The organism is Pseudoalteromonas sp. BZA4, from assembly GCF_040104395.1.
Classification (GTDB): Bacteria; Pseudomonadota; Gammaproteobacteria; order Enterobacterales; family Alteromonadaceae; genus Pseudoalteromonas.
In genome coordinates, this window is the sequence record NZ_JBECOT010000049.1 from 14,734 (window position 1) to 30,612 (window position 15,879).

The 15,879-nt window shown below is 40.8% G+C and carries 15 protein-coding genes; 4 read left to right on the forward strand and 11 right to left on the reverse strand.

Going from position 1 to position 15,879, the window contains the following annotated elements; genetic code table 11:
- Nucleotides 1-6: 6 nt before the first annotated feature.
- Together ABMY41_RS16655 and ABMY41_RS16660 are read left to right on the forward strand one after the other, a co-directional pair.
- Complete coding sequence (locus ABMY41_RS16655; RefSeq protein ID WP_349275501.1) at nucleotides 7-954, forward strand: LysR family transcriptional regulator; 948 nt, start codon at nucleotides 7-9, stop codon at nucleotides 952-954.
- A 111-nt stretch (nucleotides 955-1,065) separates the two neighbouring features.
- On the forward strand, nucleotides 1,066-1,509 hold the full coding sequence (locus ABMY41_RS16660; RefSeq protein WP_251598666.1) for a hypothetical protein: 444 nt from the start codon (nucleotides 1,066-1,068) through the stop codon (nucleotides 1,507-1,509).
- Here ABMY41_RS16660 and icd read toward each other — a convergent pair.
- The 6 genes from icd to ABMY41_RS16690 all read right to left on the reverse strand — a co-directional run bounded on the left by icd (nucleotide 1,506) and on the right by ABMY41_RS16690 (nucleotide 10,793).
- Nucleotides 1,506-2,780, reverse strand: coding sequence for an NADP-dependent isocitrate dehydrogenase (icd, locus tag ABMY41_RS16665; RefSeq protein ID WP_349275514.1), 1,275 nt, complete (start codon nucleotides 2,778-2,780; stop codon nucleotides 1,506-1,508). The two genes, ABMY41_RS16660 and icd, sit on opposite strands and share 4 nt — an antisense overlap.
- Nucleotides 2,781-2,872: 92 nt before the next feature.
- Nucleotides 2,873-5,554: a 7TM diverse intracellular signaling domain-containing protein gene (locus ABMY41_RS16670; RefSeq protein WP_349275503.1), complete on the reverse strand. Its 2,682-nt coding sequence runs from the start codon at nucleotides 5,552-5,554 to the stop codon at nucleotides 2,873-2,875.
- Between the two features lie 37 nt (nucleotides 5,555-5,591).
- Nucleotides 5,592-7,856, reverse strand: coding sequence for a TonB-dependent receptor (locus ABMY41_RS16675; RefSeq protein ID WP_289097608.1), 2,265 nt, complete (start codon nucleotides 7,854-7,856; stop codon nucleotides 5,592-5,594).
- Nucleotides 7,857-7,998: 142 nt separating this feature from the next.
- On the reverse strand, nucleotides 7,999-9,954 hold the full coding sequence (locus tag ABMY41_RS16680) for a hypothetical protein (RefSeq protein ID WP_349275505.1): 1,956 nt from the start codon (nucleotides 9,952-9,954) through the stop codon (nucleotides 7,999-8,001).
- The gene (locus ABMY41_RS16685) at nucleotides 9,867-10,178 is read right to left on the reverse strand and encodes a hypothetical protein (RefSeq protein WP_349275507.1); all 312 of its coding nucleotides are present in this window, start codon (nucleotides 10,176-10,178) and stop codon (nucleotides 9,867-9,869) included. Before ABMY41_RS16685 ends, ABMY41_RS16680 begins: the two co-directional genes overlap by 88 nt.
- Before the next feature lie 39 nt (nucleotides 10,179-10,217).
- Nucleotides 10,218-10,793 carry a hypothetical protein gene (locus tag ABMY41_RS16690; RefSeq protein ID WP_063704584.1) on the reverse strand — a complete coding sequence of 192 codons (576 nt, stop codon included), beginning with the start codon at nucleotides 10,791-10,793 and terminating at the stop codon, nucleotides 10,218-10,220.
- 362 nt (nucleotides 10,794-11,155) lie between these two features.
- Here ABMY41_RS16690 and ABMY41_RS16695 point away from each other — a divergent pair, with 362 nt between their 5' ends.
- Both ABMY41_RS16695 and ABMY41_RS16700 read left to right on the forward strand, forming a co-directional pair.
- The gene (locus ABMY41_RS16695) at nucleotides 11,156-11,323 is read left to right on the forward strand and encodes a hypothetical protein (protein ID WP_165381452.1); all 168 of its coding nucleotides are present in this window, start codon (nucleotides 11,156-11,158) and stop codon (nucleotides 11,321-11,323) included.
- A gap of 113 nt (nucleotides 11,324-11,436) precedes the next feature.
- A complete protein-coding gene (locus tag ABMY41_RS16700; protein WP_287206008.1) occupies nucleotides 11,437-12,297 on the forward strand; it encodes a TIGR02285 family protein in 861 nt (286 codons plus the stop codon).
- Between the two features lie 62 nt (nucleotides 12,298-12,359).
- On the opposite strand, the gene ABMY41_RS16705 is transcribed toward ABMY41_RS16700, so the two are convergent.
- From ABMY41_RS16705 to ABMY41_RS16725, 5 genes are all read right to left on the reverse strand, one after another.
- Nucleotides 12,360-12,938 (reverse strand): YceI family protein, encoded by a 579-nt coding sequence (locus tag ABMY41_RS16705; protein ID WP_289097605.1) that lies wholly within the window; start codon nucleotides 12,936-12,938, stop codon nucleotides 12,360-12,362.
- A gap of 1 nt (nucleotide 12,939) precedes the next feature.
- A complete protein-coding gene (locus tag ABMY41_RS16710; RefSeq protein WP_248529438.1) occupies nucleotides 12,940-13,494 on the reverse strand; it encodes a cytochrome b in 555 nt (184 codons plus the stop codon).
- Nucleotides 13,495-13,741: 247 nt separating this feature from the next.
- On the reverse strand, nucleotides 13,742-14,203 hold the full coding sequence (locus tag ABMY41_RS16715) for a hypothetical protein (protein WP_287246025.1): 462 nt from the start codon (nucleotides 14,201-14,203) through the stop codon (nucleotides 13,742-13,744).
- A complete protein-coding gene (locus ABMY41_RS16720; protein ID WP_349275511.1) occupies nucleotides 14,203-14,892 on the reverse strand; it encodes an RHS repeat-associated core domain-containing protein in 690 nt (229 codons plus the stop codon). The genes ABMY41_RS16715 and ABMY41_RS16720 overlap by 1 nt, the downstream gene beginning before the upstream one ends.
- 134 nt (nucleotides 14,893-15,026) lie before the next feature.
- Entirely contained in the window at nucleotides 15,027-15,767 is a 741-nt protein-coding gene (locus tag ABMY41_RS16725) for a hypothetical protein (protein ID WP_349275512.1), read from the reverse strand.
- Between the last annotated feature and the right edge of the window lie 112 nt (nucleotides 15,768-15,879).

Sequence of the window (15,879 nt, forward strand, 5' to 3'; positions counted from 1 at the left end):
GATCAAATGAATATTAGGCACGTCGACCTCAACCTATTGGTGTATTTAAATGTCCTCATTGATGAACAAAGTGTGTCTAAAGCCGCCAATAAGCTGGCTTTGACTCAACCTGCAATGAGTAATGCCCTTAAACGTTTGCGTGATTTATTTGATGATCCATTATTAGTGAGAGCCGCTGGCACAATGACGCCAACCGCAAAAGCGCTCAGCCTTAAACCTGAAATAGAATCACTGTTAAAAATGGCTGAGGAAATTACTCAGCCAAGTGAGGTATTCGACCCGATCACAGCCAATATTACGTTTCGGATCATGGCAAACGACTACCTTGAATCAACCCTTATTGCGCCGTTTATCACCCAGCAACTTGCAAAGAATCCGGGGCTTAACTTTGATATTTTGAGCCCAAGCGATGTTAATCTTCAAGATATGGAAAAAGGCACCATTGACCTTGCCATTAACCGCTTTAATGGCCTGCCCCGCTCATTCCACCAAGCCAGTGTGTGGCGCGATAATTACTGCTGTTTAACACACCCAGACAACCCTTACTTACAACAGCAAAACCTTGAAGGCTACCTTGCACAAGAACACATTTGGGTGAATCGGGCTGGTTGGGGCGTAGAAGCGGCAGTAACAAATAAATCAGGCAGCCAAAAGCTCGGCTGGGTCGATGAGGCATTATGGCAACTAGAACAAACCCGCAATATTCGCGTATTTACCCGCCATTACATGGTGGCGAGCCTACTTTGCCAATCACCTCAACTCATAGCAACATTGCCCCGCCGCCAAGCCATGTTATTAGCAAAACACACTGATTTGGTAATAAGTCCAGTGCCATTTCAAATAGTCCCTATTGAAGTAAAAATGTTATGGAGCCCTTTGCTACATCACGCAAACCCACACCAGTGGCTGCGTAGAGAGCTACTTGCCTTTGCCAGTACCGTGGCTGATCGCTAAAAACAGTATAATATTGATAAAATCAATATCAGTTATTGAAAACAACAATTTCATTAATAATGAGTGAAGGGCTAGAGTGAAGTTAAGCACATAAACAAAGAGAAAATGATTATGAAAACTTCAGCGCAATTCACTCAACAGGACGGCCTTTACATCAATGGTCAATTACACTCATTCATCGAGCAGCAGCTTTGTAAAAAAAGCGATTTAGCTTGCGAAGAAATTTACCAAACACTGGCAACAATGGTTGATGAGTTTGGTTGCCAATGCCGTAAAACCAAACATCAAGATGATGATGTTCTACAAGCAGAGACACTGTTAAAAGCATATAGCACAGTACGTACTCACCCGCATTGTCATGTTGATGCACAAACAACAACTGCAGTGTTAGATGAATACTGCTGCCAAGTACCAGCTATTTTAGTGGTTGCGTTAATGGATACATTAACAGGCATGACAAGCAACGAACCTGGTGCAGAACACATTTACCAACGTGCAGCACAGTTAACAGGTAAACCATGTGTCTACGCAGTTAAAAGCGCCAATGCCGCTTAATATGGTTCATTATTTGAGTTACTTATTCGCGCGATGATGCTTGTTGCAAAATCACTGCAACTAAGCATCGTCGCATCGGCTACTAGGTTAGCCAAATCAAACGTCATTTCATTTGCGCTAAGCGTCTGCTCTAGGGCTTTTTCTATTTTATTCGCCGCTTCGTGCCAGCCAATAAAACGTAGCATCATAACCGCACTTAAAATACTGCTTGTTGGATTTGCACTGTCTTCCCCGGCTATGCGATTAAATGTGCCATGAGTCGGTTCAAAAAAGGCCACTTCATTATTTAAGTTTGCCGCAGGCATAATACCTACCCCACCGACTTGTGCGGTTAGCATATCAGCTAAGTAATCGCCGTTTTGATTGGTTGTTACCACCACATCAAATTGCTCTGGGGTGAGCAGCGCTTGTTGTAGCATGTTATCGGCAATGACTTCTTTGATAATTAAATCATCTTGCTCGTCACGTTTGATCACTAACCAACGACCATTTTCATGCGCTACAGCGTTAAACTCTTGCTCAGCAAGGGCAAATGCCCAACGTTTAAAGGCGCCATCGGTAAATTTAAGTACATTGCCTTTGTGCACCACAGTCAGTGATTCACTGTGCTCTTTAAGGGCAAAGTTAAGGGCGTAACGCATCAGTCGCTCTGCCGCCTCTTTCGAGCTATTTTTAATGCCAATACCGCATTGGTTATCAAAGCGAAGTCGGGTGACACCCATTTCTTGGCACAGAAAATCAAGCATACGCTCGTTATCGATACTGCCAGCCTGCCACTCAATGCCTGAGTAAACGTCTTCTGAGCTGTCGCGTATTACTGTGATTTGGGTTTTTTCAGGCTCTTTTAAGGGCGATGGTAAATGCGGATAACTGCGAATGGGCCGCATGTTAACGAATAAATCCATCTCATGACGAAGAGCCACATTTAAAGAGCGAAAACCACCGCCAAGGGGGGTTGTTAGCGGCCCTTTTATGGCAATTTTATACTGCCTAACGGCATGCAGAGTTTCTTGCGGGAACCAGTCGCCATCGTAAAGCGCTGCTGCTTTTTCGCCATTGAACACTTCCATCCAATGTATTTGTTTATCGCCTTGATAAGCATGATTCACTGCAGCATCAACAATATCACGCATCACCGGGCTGATATCTTGACCAACACCATCGCCTTCAATGTAAGCAATAACCGGGTTATCAGGAATATGCCATTGCCCCTTACTATCGATAGTAATTTGCGCGCCATTCGAGGGTACTGAAATATGTTGATACTGCATCATGCCTTCCCAGCAAGGTGTTTTAATAATATTAATATCAAGAAATAGCTAATTTGTCTGTGCTTACAAAGAAATAGCCGCTATTCAAGCAATCAATGCGTTACCTTGGTTATCTCGTCTTGCATGGCACAAAATAAGGAGGCAATAAGCTGCGTATCGAGCGTGACGGTATCTTTTTTAAGCGCAGCATCAACGGCAACCGCTTTAACATAAAGCGTTTCACATTCGAACATGTTCGCAGCACCTTTAAGCATATGAACATTTCTGCTTAAGCCATCAATATCCATCTTTTTGTATTGGTCGCGCATTTCTCGATACTGTTCTTCAAGACCTTTTATGTAGTCATCTTTAAGCGCCTGAAACTCTTTTTCAGGTAATTTGATATCGGCTAACTCATCGCAATCTAAGTAACTGGCAATTTTATGGCTAAACGCGTTTCTATCAATTGGTTTGGCGATTAAATCATTGAAGCCTTGCTTCATATAACGGGCAATTTCATGCTTCATGGTATTCGCTGTCAGTGCAATGATAGGCGCGCTTACTCCCGTTGCTTGCATCATTTTCAATGCCTCTTGACCGTCCATAATCGGCATTTGAATATCGAGTAGAATAAGGTCAAAGCTGTCTTCGAGGGTTGCTTGCACTGCGTCTTTACCATTTTCAACGGTGGTCACTGTCAGCCCCATACGCTCTAATATTCGCGCAATTAAACGTCGGTTGTCTGGGTGGTCTTCGGCAAGTAATACTCTGCCCTTTAAGTTCTCTGGTGCATCAAGCTTACTAAACGGTGAGGTTTCAACGAGCTTCACTTCGCTCATATCATTAAGCCAGCGTGTATTATCTGTAGTATAAATCGACATGGTGAAAATAAACTCACTGCCAGAGCCGACATTACTTTTAACGCTAATATCCCCATCCAATTTTTTGGCGAGGCTCTTTGAAATATTAAGGCCAAGACCCGTGCCACCATATTGCCTAGAAATACTTGAATCCGCTTGATAAAAGGCACTAAACAAGGCTTGCTGCTCTTTGTCTGTCATGCCAATACCGGTGTCTTTTACGCTTATCGACAACTTATCGTTATGACAGCTCACCGTTAAAGTTATACGCCCCACTTGAGTAAACTTAAGGGCGTTGGTTGTTAAGTTTAATAAGATCTGCCTTAAACGACTCGGATCGGTAATTAGGTAGTCTGGCAACGGGAACTGATAATCAACACTGAACTTTAAGCCCTTATCACGGATTTGCTTGCCAATAAGTGACTCAATATTGGCAATCGTGGCAAACAAGTCTGTTTCGACTAAATCTATTTCTAGCTTGTTGGCTTCAATCTTCGACATATCGAGTATATCGTTTATTAAGCCAAGAACATGGCGGCTATTTTGCAATATAACGCCAATCCCATGGTTGCGCTCATGAGGCTTAATGTCCCCGAGCATAATGCCATCTGCATAGCCAATAATTGATGTCATTGGGGTGCGAATCTCATGACTGATATTCGCTAAGAAACGGCTTTTAGCTTCATTCGCATCGCGAAGCTCAGAGGCGAGTTCTTCAAGCTCCAAGGTTCTTAAATGGACTTTTTCTTCTAGATTTTTATTGAGCTCTACGTTGTCATCGTGAAGCAGCCTAAACTTATCAGCAACAGCAAACGCCAGTAACATGGCATCCATCGCTGTGCCTATCAAACCCAATAAATATAAATTAATGGAGGTAGCAGGCAGCAAGCCTAAATTAGTTAAATTTCCGACCATATTCGGTAGCATCATGGCAATGTAAGCAAGCACAAAATAGCGTGCTGGCTTAAAGCCAATGAGCATACAGCGTACACCTATGTATAAGCCTAAACATAAAGCAACACCCGTTACTAACGTTGACCAATAAAAACCAAAGCTTGGCCATAAAATACAAAACGGAATACCCAGAGTAGCGATTACACCCACCGTCAGGGATAATTGCGCCAGTTTGGGAAATGTCTCTTTAAGTTTGAGTAAGTTGTTGTAAAACAGAATATTGGTTAAGGGTGTGAGCGCAAAGCCGAGCCAATGAAGATGAGGATTATAGTAACCAAACAGCTGATCAGAAATATGGAAAAAATGGCTCCAAGCAAACACCCAGGATGCAGTAAATAGCGCGTAGTAAAGGTGTGTGACATCACGAGAAACCAAATAAATCAATAAGTTATATAAACCAAGTGCAATACCCACCCCAAAGCAAAGCATCATGATCATATTTTCAATGGTTATGTTTTGAAAATAATCTTGATAAGGCGTCAATACCAGCTTTGCGGGAGTATAAAAGTAGTCACTCTCAAAATAAGTGATAAGCGTATAGTGCTTACCTTTTTCAAGAGATAAACGATTACCATAGTGAAAAGCAAATTGATTCGGCTCGACCCCACCGGTTACAAAGTGCTGTATCGGGGCAGTTGGATCAGTAATATCGTAAATGCGGCTTTCTATTTTCGAAACCAGGGTGTTGTATGGGTAGAGAACTAAATCTTCAATATCACTTAGATTTTCAATTTCAACAATTAACCAATAGCTACCGCCGACAGAGCTTATTCGAGATTGTGGTTTTTTGCTGGCTCGCCAAGCATCAATCGCAGCCACAGACTGCGGAAACATATTATCATTTGCCGTAAACACTTCACCGACATCATGAAGGTTTTGATCAGCCACAGCATCGGTGTAGACAAACGTCTGTTGTGCATTAGCCGAAACACTTAATAAAACCAAAAACAGCAGAGTGCTTAAATACAGCTTTAACCGCATTCACAAAACCCCTGTAGCATTTTGGAGATGGCAACGACTAGAATTGCAGTGAAACATCAAAGCCATAGCGACGCCCTTCCCCTTTAAAGTCTTCAAGCATGCCTAGGAACGAGCTTAAATCGAACTTTAACTGACTGTATTCAGTATCAAATAAATTTTTGCCCCATAAAGTAAATGACCAATTATCAACATCATATTTTAGATGCGCATTAACAATGCTAAAGCCGTCTTGGCGGGCATATGGGTTCATGTTCTGGTCAAAATAAAACTCAGACTGATAATCGTAAATAATATTGGCCGATAACGGATACGACGCCAAGCTGGTATCGTATTTTAATCCCGCTGATACATTCCATTTAGAGGTAAACGGCAGTTGGTTATCGGTAATACTGTTGCCAAGTGGGTCAACGTAATCTTCAAATTCAGCATGAGGGATATAGCCAACTGAAAGTAGCATGGCTAATTGTTTAGTTGCTTGGTAATTAATTTCAGTTTCAAGGCCGTAAATGATTGAATCAGCAACATTTTCAAGTAATTGCACAGGAGGCATTTGCGGTGTTTCTGACGCTTGGTTCATAAACACTTGTTGGTCGTTATAGTCATAGTAAAACGCCGCCCAATTCATTCTTAGTTGCTTGCCAGGCCAGAACGACTTTAAGCCAACTTCATGGGCATTCAAGCGCTCTTTGCCATAGTTTGCTAAGATTGCTTGTTCTTCAGATGACAAAAAGCCTCCGTTGTAGCCACCACTTTTACTACCATTAGCAAAACGATAATAAAGATTGCTTGCATCTGAATAGCGATAATTAACGGCAAATTGACCAGTAAAGCCATTGTCTGATTGCTCATCGGTAACGCGATAAAATGGTACAAGCACTCCGTCTAAGTCGTTCACATCAACCACCGCATTTAACGTGGCGATTGAGTCATACTCAAGTGACTCATAGTCATATCTAAGGCCGGCTGTAATCATCCATTTATCTGCGACAGGCACTTCAATTTGGCTAAATACAGCCAAATTTTGCATCTTGATTTCGTTATCGTAAATAAAGGTCGCGGTTAAGCTTGTCGGTAAAATACCCCGGAAATCACGCAAAATATCATTTAAATTATCTTGCTCAATCGTCTCATCTGCAAAATAAACACCACTGGTGAGTGTGTAATCAGCAAGTTCGTTTAATAACCTGAATTCTTGGCTGAATAGTTGGGTATCTAGCCCTAATACTCCTTCGCACAAACGAGCTGGCGATCCATCGCAGTTAAAAGCGTGGCTTCTTTCTAAATCGTTAAAGCTCGAAAGTGAGGTAAATGTACTTTGCTCGTTTAAATGCCAATTGACTTCGGCGATAAAACCGTAGCCATCAGACTTATGAGGTGAGTCGTTATTGACACTCACAGCAAAGAAGTCATCACTGCCATCATTAAAACCAAAGTTATCAAAACAGCCTGTTGAGCCCGCATCTGCTGGTGAACACAGCTCACCCGTTAAAGGGTTTGCGACAATACCAATACTACCAACTGGCTGGGCAATACCATCCCAATCTTCAATATGCGCTTGCAGGTAAAGATCAACATCATCCCACTCCGACAAAAAAGACACACGTGCATTTTTTTGATCCATGCCTGCTGTTGGTGAGTCTGCATAAGTATTTTTTGTTGAATATTCATAGTCTTGATAGTTAACAGCAATACGCATTGCGCTGGAGTCTGAGAGTTGCTGGTTCCACATACCATCGACGCTGGTGGCGTTGTTATTAGCAGCACCTAATGTTAGCGAGCCATAGCTATCAAACTCAGGGCGATTTGAGCGTATAAGTATTGCACCACCGGTAGAATTACGACCAAATAAGGTACCCTGCGGGCCGCGTAAAATATCGAGTTGTTCAATATCGTACAAGTTAACAATTTGATTATTAGCAGACCCCACCGCAACGCCATCAAGATACATGGCCACAGGTGAAGTATTCGCCGTATTATAATCAAGTAACCCCACCCCACGGATGCTCACAGCGGGAGGCGTCCCTTCTGCGGCGTTTTGGGTAATTTTAACGTTTGGCGCAAACAAACCAATTTCAGTTGAATCTTTAAAATGCTGAGCTTTTAAAATTTCGCCATCCACTTGGCTTACCGCTACACTCACGTCTTCAATTGCTTGCGGACGCTTTTGTGCATAAACGCTAATAACTTCCATGTCTTTTTCAGTCTCAGCTCCTTGTGCAACAGCGCTTGCCATTACACATGCCGCCAAGCTGGTGCTCGACAACATCATAAACTTAGGATCTTTAAGAAAAGGACGCTTCATTGGCTTTTAGACCTTAAAAGAGGGAAACTTGTTAAATTGTTGTAATTTAGTGGTAAGTATAGACCAAACAATAGATTAAAGTCGCATATAAATCATGAAAATTCATGACTTATACGCATACTTTTTTACAACTTTACTCACACTAACCTTTTTCGAATGCATGCTCTCCGCTGATTTCGCTTGGCCAACCACATATTGCCCGCGCTGTTTGCATACCGGCCATGACAGCAGCCTCAACACAGCCTGCATTAACGCCGGTTTTTATCCAGTCGCCAGTGATGCGCAAATTAACAAACTGACTGCCATCTGTAGCCAGGCGGTATTTACTCGAATCAACCACAGATAAAACATAGCGCTCACTAGGATCGACATTAACGCGCCAATATTGCTGCTCTAGTACAGGTAAAATGCTATGCGGATCACTGTAAAAAACCTGCCAATCAAACTTGTTATCAATATAGGCTTCAGGCCAAAGTGGCCGCATATCTGCGCTAAACAAATTATGCATATTCAATTTTACTTCGGCTTTCATTTGCTCTGGGAATTGATGTGCACTGGCAGGTGGGTAGTTTTCGCAGCTAAACGCACTGCAAAAATAGGCAATGTTCACAGGCGCATTTTCACTTGGCCAATCTTCTTTATCGAGTAAGTTACCCATTGTCGCCCAGGTATCAAACGGCTCGACAAAGCCACTTAAAATAGGCCCTTCGTGAGCAGCATTAGTTTGCGTAAAGCCAAGTTGTGCGTCGGTTTTATTCAACCATACTTGGCAAGCCTGAGTCGCCACACTTTGCACTTTTGTTGCTTGTTGAGAAAGCGCGTAATCTACAGCTAAAAGTTCAGAGGCAACGTGTTCAAGAGAGGCAACCGACACCCCTAAAATCAGTGTATCAAAATCAATACCATAGCGAAGCGTCACTGTTGGCAATGGGGTACTAAAGTGTTCTTGATACACCTCTGGCCAATTACTCCAAAATGACTCTAAATTAATTTGATATTCTTGCAATAAGTGCGCTTGTTCAGGGCTGATTTGCTCATACAGTGGCTCACTTGGCCAGCATGGCAGCTGTTTTACATCAATGAGCGGTTGATAATATTGGCCAACTAAACTCACCTGTTGGCAAAGCTCAATTTCACTCACCAGCGGCTCACCTTGGGCAGTTTGCCCAGCAGATAAGTTAGTTAACTGATGGAAAAACTTAAACTTAACACCGCGCTGCTTTAAAAGTTCATAAATTGGTCCGAAAATAACATCGCCCATGCCTGCTTGCATTTTCCACATTACGCCGCCTTTATAGCAAAGACCTATACGTAACATAGCAAGGGCGGCAACGCCTGCTTCAACATTGGGTTTACTAAAGTCACCTTTAGGGTAAGCGAACACCAAATCATAAAAGCCGCGCACTGGCGCTGAATCAACGCTGTAAGTTTTATTCGCACCATTTTTTTCGAGCCACTGACGAAAATCGTAGCAATTAATGACACCAAAACCGTCGCGATATACTTTGTCTTTAATCAGTCCTGTGAGCATTGCAATCGCAAGATCGGCACAAATATAAAGTCTGCGCAGCTCCGGGTTGTCATCGAGTAAATCAATAACTTGGTCTTTAAACCAACGTTTTAACTTTCTGACGATATACCAAATCACCAGCCGATCGGCCTGCTTATCTGTATGGGTGGCCTGCTTTTCGGTGAACTGCAGCAAATGAGTTATCAATGTTCGTGGGTTCGAGGTAATTTCAGTTGCACCTGCTTCAATATCATCAATAAACTGCTTTGCGCCATTTAAATGGGTATCAATGTCTGCTTTGATTTCTTGATACATGTGTTTGAGTAACGATTGATCCCGTGATTTTTTAGTCACTAAAATGGTTTTAGCATCTTGCTGCTGACAAACATGCTCAATGCCTTCGGTCCATTTTTTTAGCCATGCTAATGTCATGGTGACAAAGTCCCACACTGTTATATCGAGGCTGCCATCAGCGGGGTTCCCTTCAACGGTAGGAAAATCTATCGGCCAAGTTTGCCATTCGTTATCAATAAACTCTTGTAAGGCAATAAAACTGTGTGGTTTAAATGCCTGCTGCCAAGTAGCCAATGAACAACTAGCAGGTCGATTGAGTGAGTTATACACCCTAACACATTAAACGAGGTTGACTCGGTTGCTAGTAGGTTTAAAGTTGCATCAACATACTGTTGCATTTTTTGCTCACAGCCAGACACAAAAAATCCGTACATTTGCGCATTGATCATTCGACAAGGTGGTTTAGCAACCGGGTTAGATAGGAAGTGGCTGTAATTTGCTTGGTCCGTCATAGTCATTACTTATATTATTATTTAGTAATGACTATAGACTAGTTTTTAATGGTTGGTGGCAACTTCTAGATGACAACTTTCTTTTAACAGTTGTTCTGTAAATTGCTGATAGCCAAGCTGATTAAAATTCTCAGATAACGGATTCATAAAACCATGACCAAAGTCGGCTATTTCACAGCTCACCTTCGCTTTACTTTTCAATGTTGCAATCACAGGCTTTATATCAAAATGTTCTTCACTGTGAGGAAAAATAAATCGGCAAGGAACTTTGGCTTCAAGCTCAAGGTGGTGCCTGACTTGGGATGGATAAAAGGCAATAATTTTTTTAATGAATGAATTTTTTAACTCTGCTTGAGCTCGCCAAACAGCCGCTGCGCCTGCACTAAATGCAATAATGGTGGTTGGCTGACGAATAGCGGCCATTTTGACATGCACCCGTTCAAAATAACTATCATGCCCGCAATGAGTTATAAAATGCTGGTATTGAAACTGCTCGTTTATAGGGAGCTGAATTTCTCCTAGATAAGGATCGCAAAGACTCACTTTACCGCGAAGCTGCTGAGCAAGCAGCGATAAATGCGCTGTTTTACCGAATATATCTGATACCAAAAGGTAATTCATAAGCATACTTCTTATTGTTATTTTGTGCCTAATCACAATACGCCTGTTTCTGTTAAACATCCAGAGATTATTTTTGATGTTTAAAAAATAAACCTTGCGCTTAGTTAATTCTTACAGTAATCTACTTGTCTGGTTTTTAGAAACCACGCGGTTAACCCCTTACCTTGATCCAGTAATTCCCGCATATTCGTATAAATACTTGCAACTTGTTTGCTAAATGACAGTTTGATGAATTTTCAAATCATCACCAAACTGTCACAAACTTAGTCAACACTGTTAGCAAGACAACAAATGTCGGTCTGTATTTTTAAATGCCTTTTAAAGCTCTACAGACACTGACAAAAGAAAGAGTGAGTTTTATTATGTCATATAAATACAACGGATCTTTGATCCAGATCGCACATCCAGTGCAATCAATCTCGGTAAATAAACAGCGTGTAATTTTTAGTGACACGCAGGGCTTAAAAAATGCCATCTTCCAAAAGGCCAGTGATGCACGCCAATTTGTGAAGTGGTTAAAAGCCAACTAAACCCAACCGATAAACGCCAGCCAACAAGCTGGCGTTTTAGTTTTCACCACCAGCCTGCATATAGCTAAATTCCTGCTACACTTATATTTTTAGCCCATAAATAGGTAGTAAAAATGCGTTTTGTGTGGTCTATTTTACTATTACTTTTTTGCCTCCCAGTTGCTGCAACCAAGCAACCGAAGGCTATTGAGTGGATCATGGTCGATTTTGCCCCCTACTACATCATGCATGATAAATATGAAGGCACAGGTCGTGATGAAAGTGTGATCAAATTATTAGAAAAAGCACTGCCTGAGGTTTCATTTAAACGCACTTTATTGCCAGCCAGTCGTGCTGTGCATGAACTATCAAACCCACAAAATAATTACTGTATGCTGTCGTTATATCAAAGCGAGCACCGCAAGCAGCATATTCAGTTTACTGAACATTCATCAACTGTTGGTTTGTCGCCGTCTATTGCAATACGTAAAGAGTTAGCAAAAAAACTTAAGCTAGACTCAACAAAACCTGTGTCACTTAAATCATTACTAGCCGAAAACCTTGCTTTAGGGGTCTCTATGAGTCGCTCTTTTGGAGCAAATATCGACAAAGTGATTAACGAAAGTCATGACGCTAATATTATCTCTCGCCCCGGCAGAGACACCCTCGCAAGCTTGACTTATATGCTACAAAAAAAGCGTATTGATATATTACTTGGCTACCCAAGCGAGCATTATTACTTGGCTCATTCCATGGGCTTTGAAGATGACTTAACTCAACTATCACTTACTGAAGCTCCGGCGTTAAGCATTGGCTATATAGGCTGCACTAAAAACAAGCAAGGTGAAGTAACGGTAAAATTATTAGATGAAGCTCTTGAGAAAATCGCTCATACAGATGCTTTTCATGATGTTTTAGTTCGCTGGCTACCGGATAATTTGCAGCCCATTTTAGAAAAGAGATTAAAAGATAGAAACGAAAGTGCCGCTCATTAAGCGGCACTTTTAAGTTTACCAACCCACATAGTTATGCGAATTGGCGGTCGTATTAACGGTGCTTACTTACGCACACCTTCAATGAATAAACCAATATCAACATGCGTAGAAGCAGGGCCAAGGTTATAGTCAATACCATAGTCAGCTAGTTTTAGGCTTGTTTCACCTTCAAAACCAACACGGTAACCACCCCACGGATCTTTACCTTCACCAATTTTGTCAATTTCAAAAGTAATCGTTTTGGTTACACCATTTAAGGTAAATTCACCAGTAACATCTGCTTCGTCACCGTCTTCATCAAACTTGATTGAGGTACTTTTAAATGTTGCAGTTGGGTATTTATCAACATTTAAGAAGTCTTTACCGCGTAAGTGCTTGTCACGCTCAGCATGGTTTGAGTCGATGCTTTTAGTATTAATCGTTACATTGATTTTAGATGCATTAGGCGCTTTATCGTCATAGCTAAAATCACCTGAGAAAGTATTAAAACGACCATGTAACCAGCTGTAACCTAAGTGCTTAATTTTAAAAGTTACAAATGCGTGTGCACCGTCTGTATCAATAACGTAGTCAGCTGCATTTGCGTTTGCTGTTGAGAAAAGTGCAGCACTTAGTGCTGTGCCTAATAGTAATTTTTTCATATTAATCATCCTTCAATGGTTTGATCATTCTAATTAAGGTTTTATCTTTATCGATAAAATGATGTTTTAGTGCCCCTAAAGCATGTAAAACAACCACAGCTATTAGCCCATACGCGGCATAAAAGTGAATTTTACCTGCAATATCTTCTTGGTTCGCGACCGACTCTGGTAATGCCGGCACAGCAAATAAATTAAATACTTCAATTGCACGGCCATCAGCCGTAGAGATTAAATAGCCCGACGTCACAATAACGATTAAAGCTAAATAAATTAGTTTATGGACTGAGTGTGCAACTCGATTCATTGCTTTTGAACTACCTGCAACAGGCTCAGGTTGGGTGCCTAATAAGCGCCAACCAAATCGAAACAGCAATAATGCCGCTAAGGTAATGCCCACGCTTTTATGTAAGTCCAAAGAGCCTTTGTACCAAGCGTCGTAATAGGTTAGCTCAACCATATACACGCCTAAGCCAAATAAACCAAACACCCCAAGTGCCATTAACCAGTGCAATAGGATGGCCACCCAGCCATAACTTGCCTTTGAATTCTTTAACATACTCATTTCCCATGAGAATCGTGAAACTAAATATAGATTAACTGATGGGTTATATAATGAAAATAGCGTAAAACGAACAGCTTCTGTGCGTATATGCACACTCAGGGAAAGAGGAAAGTTGTAAGGGGAAAGGAAAAAGACAGAAGGTATTAGGCATTAGGTACTATACGGTAATTTGATATAGGCAATTTCGTCTATTTTCACCAAAAAAACAAAGCCAGCTTCTGCTGGCTGTGGTTTCAAATCATTACCTCCAAGGGGAGTCAGAACGACCAATTCTCCAACCTGAGCAAGGATTATATTCAATATATTCTGAATTAGGGCAGAAAACATGAAACATTTCGTCGTCCTCATCTGATAAACACAGAATTTCTACAAGAACAAAGTTATCAAAAGATAAAGTTACGTCGCCAACATCATTTTGAGATACAGCCCTAATTGAACCAAAACTGATAGTTTTAAGTTTTTCATCTAGCTCTTCATTTGTTTCAACGTCATCTAAACTTGCACAAATTACCTGTTTATTTTTAATAACTCTCCAATTACCTGAATACGTTCCAATTTCCCATTCACGGTACTCTCCAGAACTAGCTTCGTTATCTTTTTTTCCAAAACCTAAACTCAAGGATGTGCTATTACCAACTGCTTGGCGAACACAATACAAGTTAATAACTTCATTTATTTTATTTTCTATTACACTATTAATCATTATCCCCCCAAAGACTTTAGCCAGCTTGGAATAGGTTTATTTGCATCTTGATACATATTGACAGCATCTTCAATTAGCTCTTCTTTGGTTCTATCACCAGCTCCGGGCGTTTTTACATCATGGAAATTACGCCTTGCTTTCTTTCCTAAATCGCGTTCTATTTTCTTCGCAAGATCTTTAGCAAACTTCTCTGACGCTTTTTTAGCCGCCTGATTTTTAGCAACAGCTCTAGCAGTTGCTCTTACTCCAACAAGAATCGAAGCGTCAGGAGTTGGGCTAATTGGAGTATTTAATATGTCTATAAAAATTAAGCCGCCATCTATTACGGCATCACCCCAACTGTAATCATTGAAATCATCGGGTGTATATGTACATGTTTCATTCCCGTCATTATCCGTAACACACTCCATCTCCATTCCTGCAGGGTCGAACATGTTTATCGGATCATTGCCCACATAAGCATAAAGATTCATCTGATCTTCATAGCCTACAGGGTCAGTTTGCAAGAATCGACCTAGCTTTGGATGATAAATCCGTGCTTTATAGTAATACAAGCCGAATTCATATAAATACAGTTGACCTGTATAACCTAAACGCCCCTGATTTGTCTCTGAACTTATCCCATATACGTCATATGAATTGGTAAACAAAACATTTGACTGACTATCACTAGCAGCAATAACACTCATGTTATAGTTTTGATGTAAAAATATAGTATCAGCTAAGCTAGTGCTAGCTCCCTCATACATGACCCAACTTTCATCAGTGCCGGAGCCAGGTACTATTCTGGTAACTATGTTATTATCTACATCATATTCAGCAATTATCCTTGAATCATCATAAAGAAACTGCTTAGTAACCCCGTTAACTTTAATCTGATAAAGACGACCAAGGGGATCATATTTAAAATATGCTGAATCATAGCCATAGAGTGATTTAAACGGTTTTCAACATCATAAGTGTAAAAGTAGGTGTTATCACCACTTGTAAAGTTACCGTTATTGTCATGATTTACTGTTATACCAGCAATATTGGTATACTGGTTTAAGTTATTTACACTATATGAGCCAACTTTATTATGGTTTCCTTGATACATATAACCAACATTACTAACTTGGTTTGTGACTACTTGGCTCGCAGGGTTATAGGTTAAACTACGAGTTATATCATACTGATTTTGTGAAAAGTCTATAGAAAAATTCTTTAAACGATTAATTTCATCAAAAGAATAAGAAGTTGTGGTTCCTCCATGATACTTTAGAGAATCCCGTTTTTTGCTTGCTTTATAATCTAATGTAACTAAGGTATCACCTGATTGATTTTTTAGTGATTTAACTCTATTTATGCCATCAAACTCATAAGTAAATAGCTTGTTGTCTGGATACGATATATGAGTGCGATTTCCATTTTTATCATAGCCATAATTAACTGTTCTCACATTTGATTGGCGATAGTAACCTTCACCACTGGTTGTGCTTATTAAATTCCCAATAGTATCATAGCGAAAACTGAGAGAGTAACTATCATTGTTATATTGCCCCTTTACAGCGGCCTTGTTGATCAAATGCAGCTCTCTAATAAACTCACTTAACTTACTGATATTTAGGCAGACCAAGGGTGTTGATCTTATTTAGCGCCTTCACTTTGATCATCGCTTCAACCAGTTGGCGATTGTA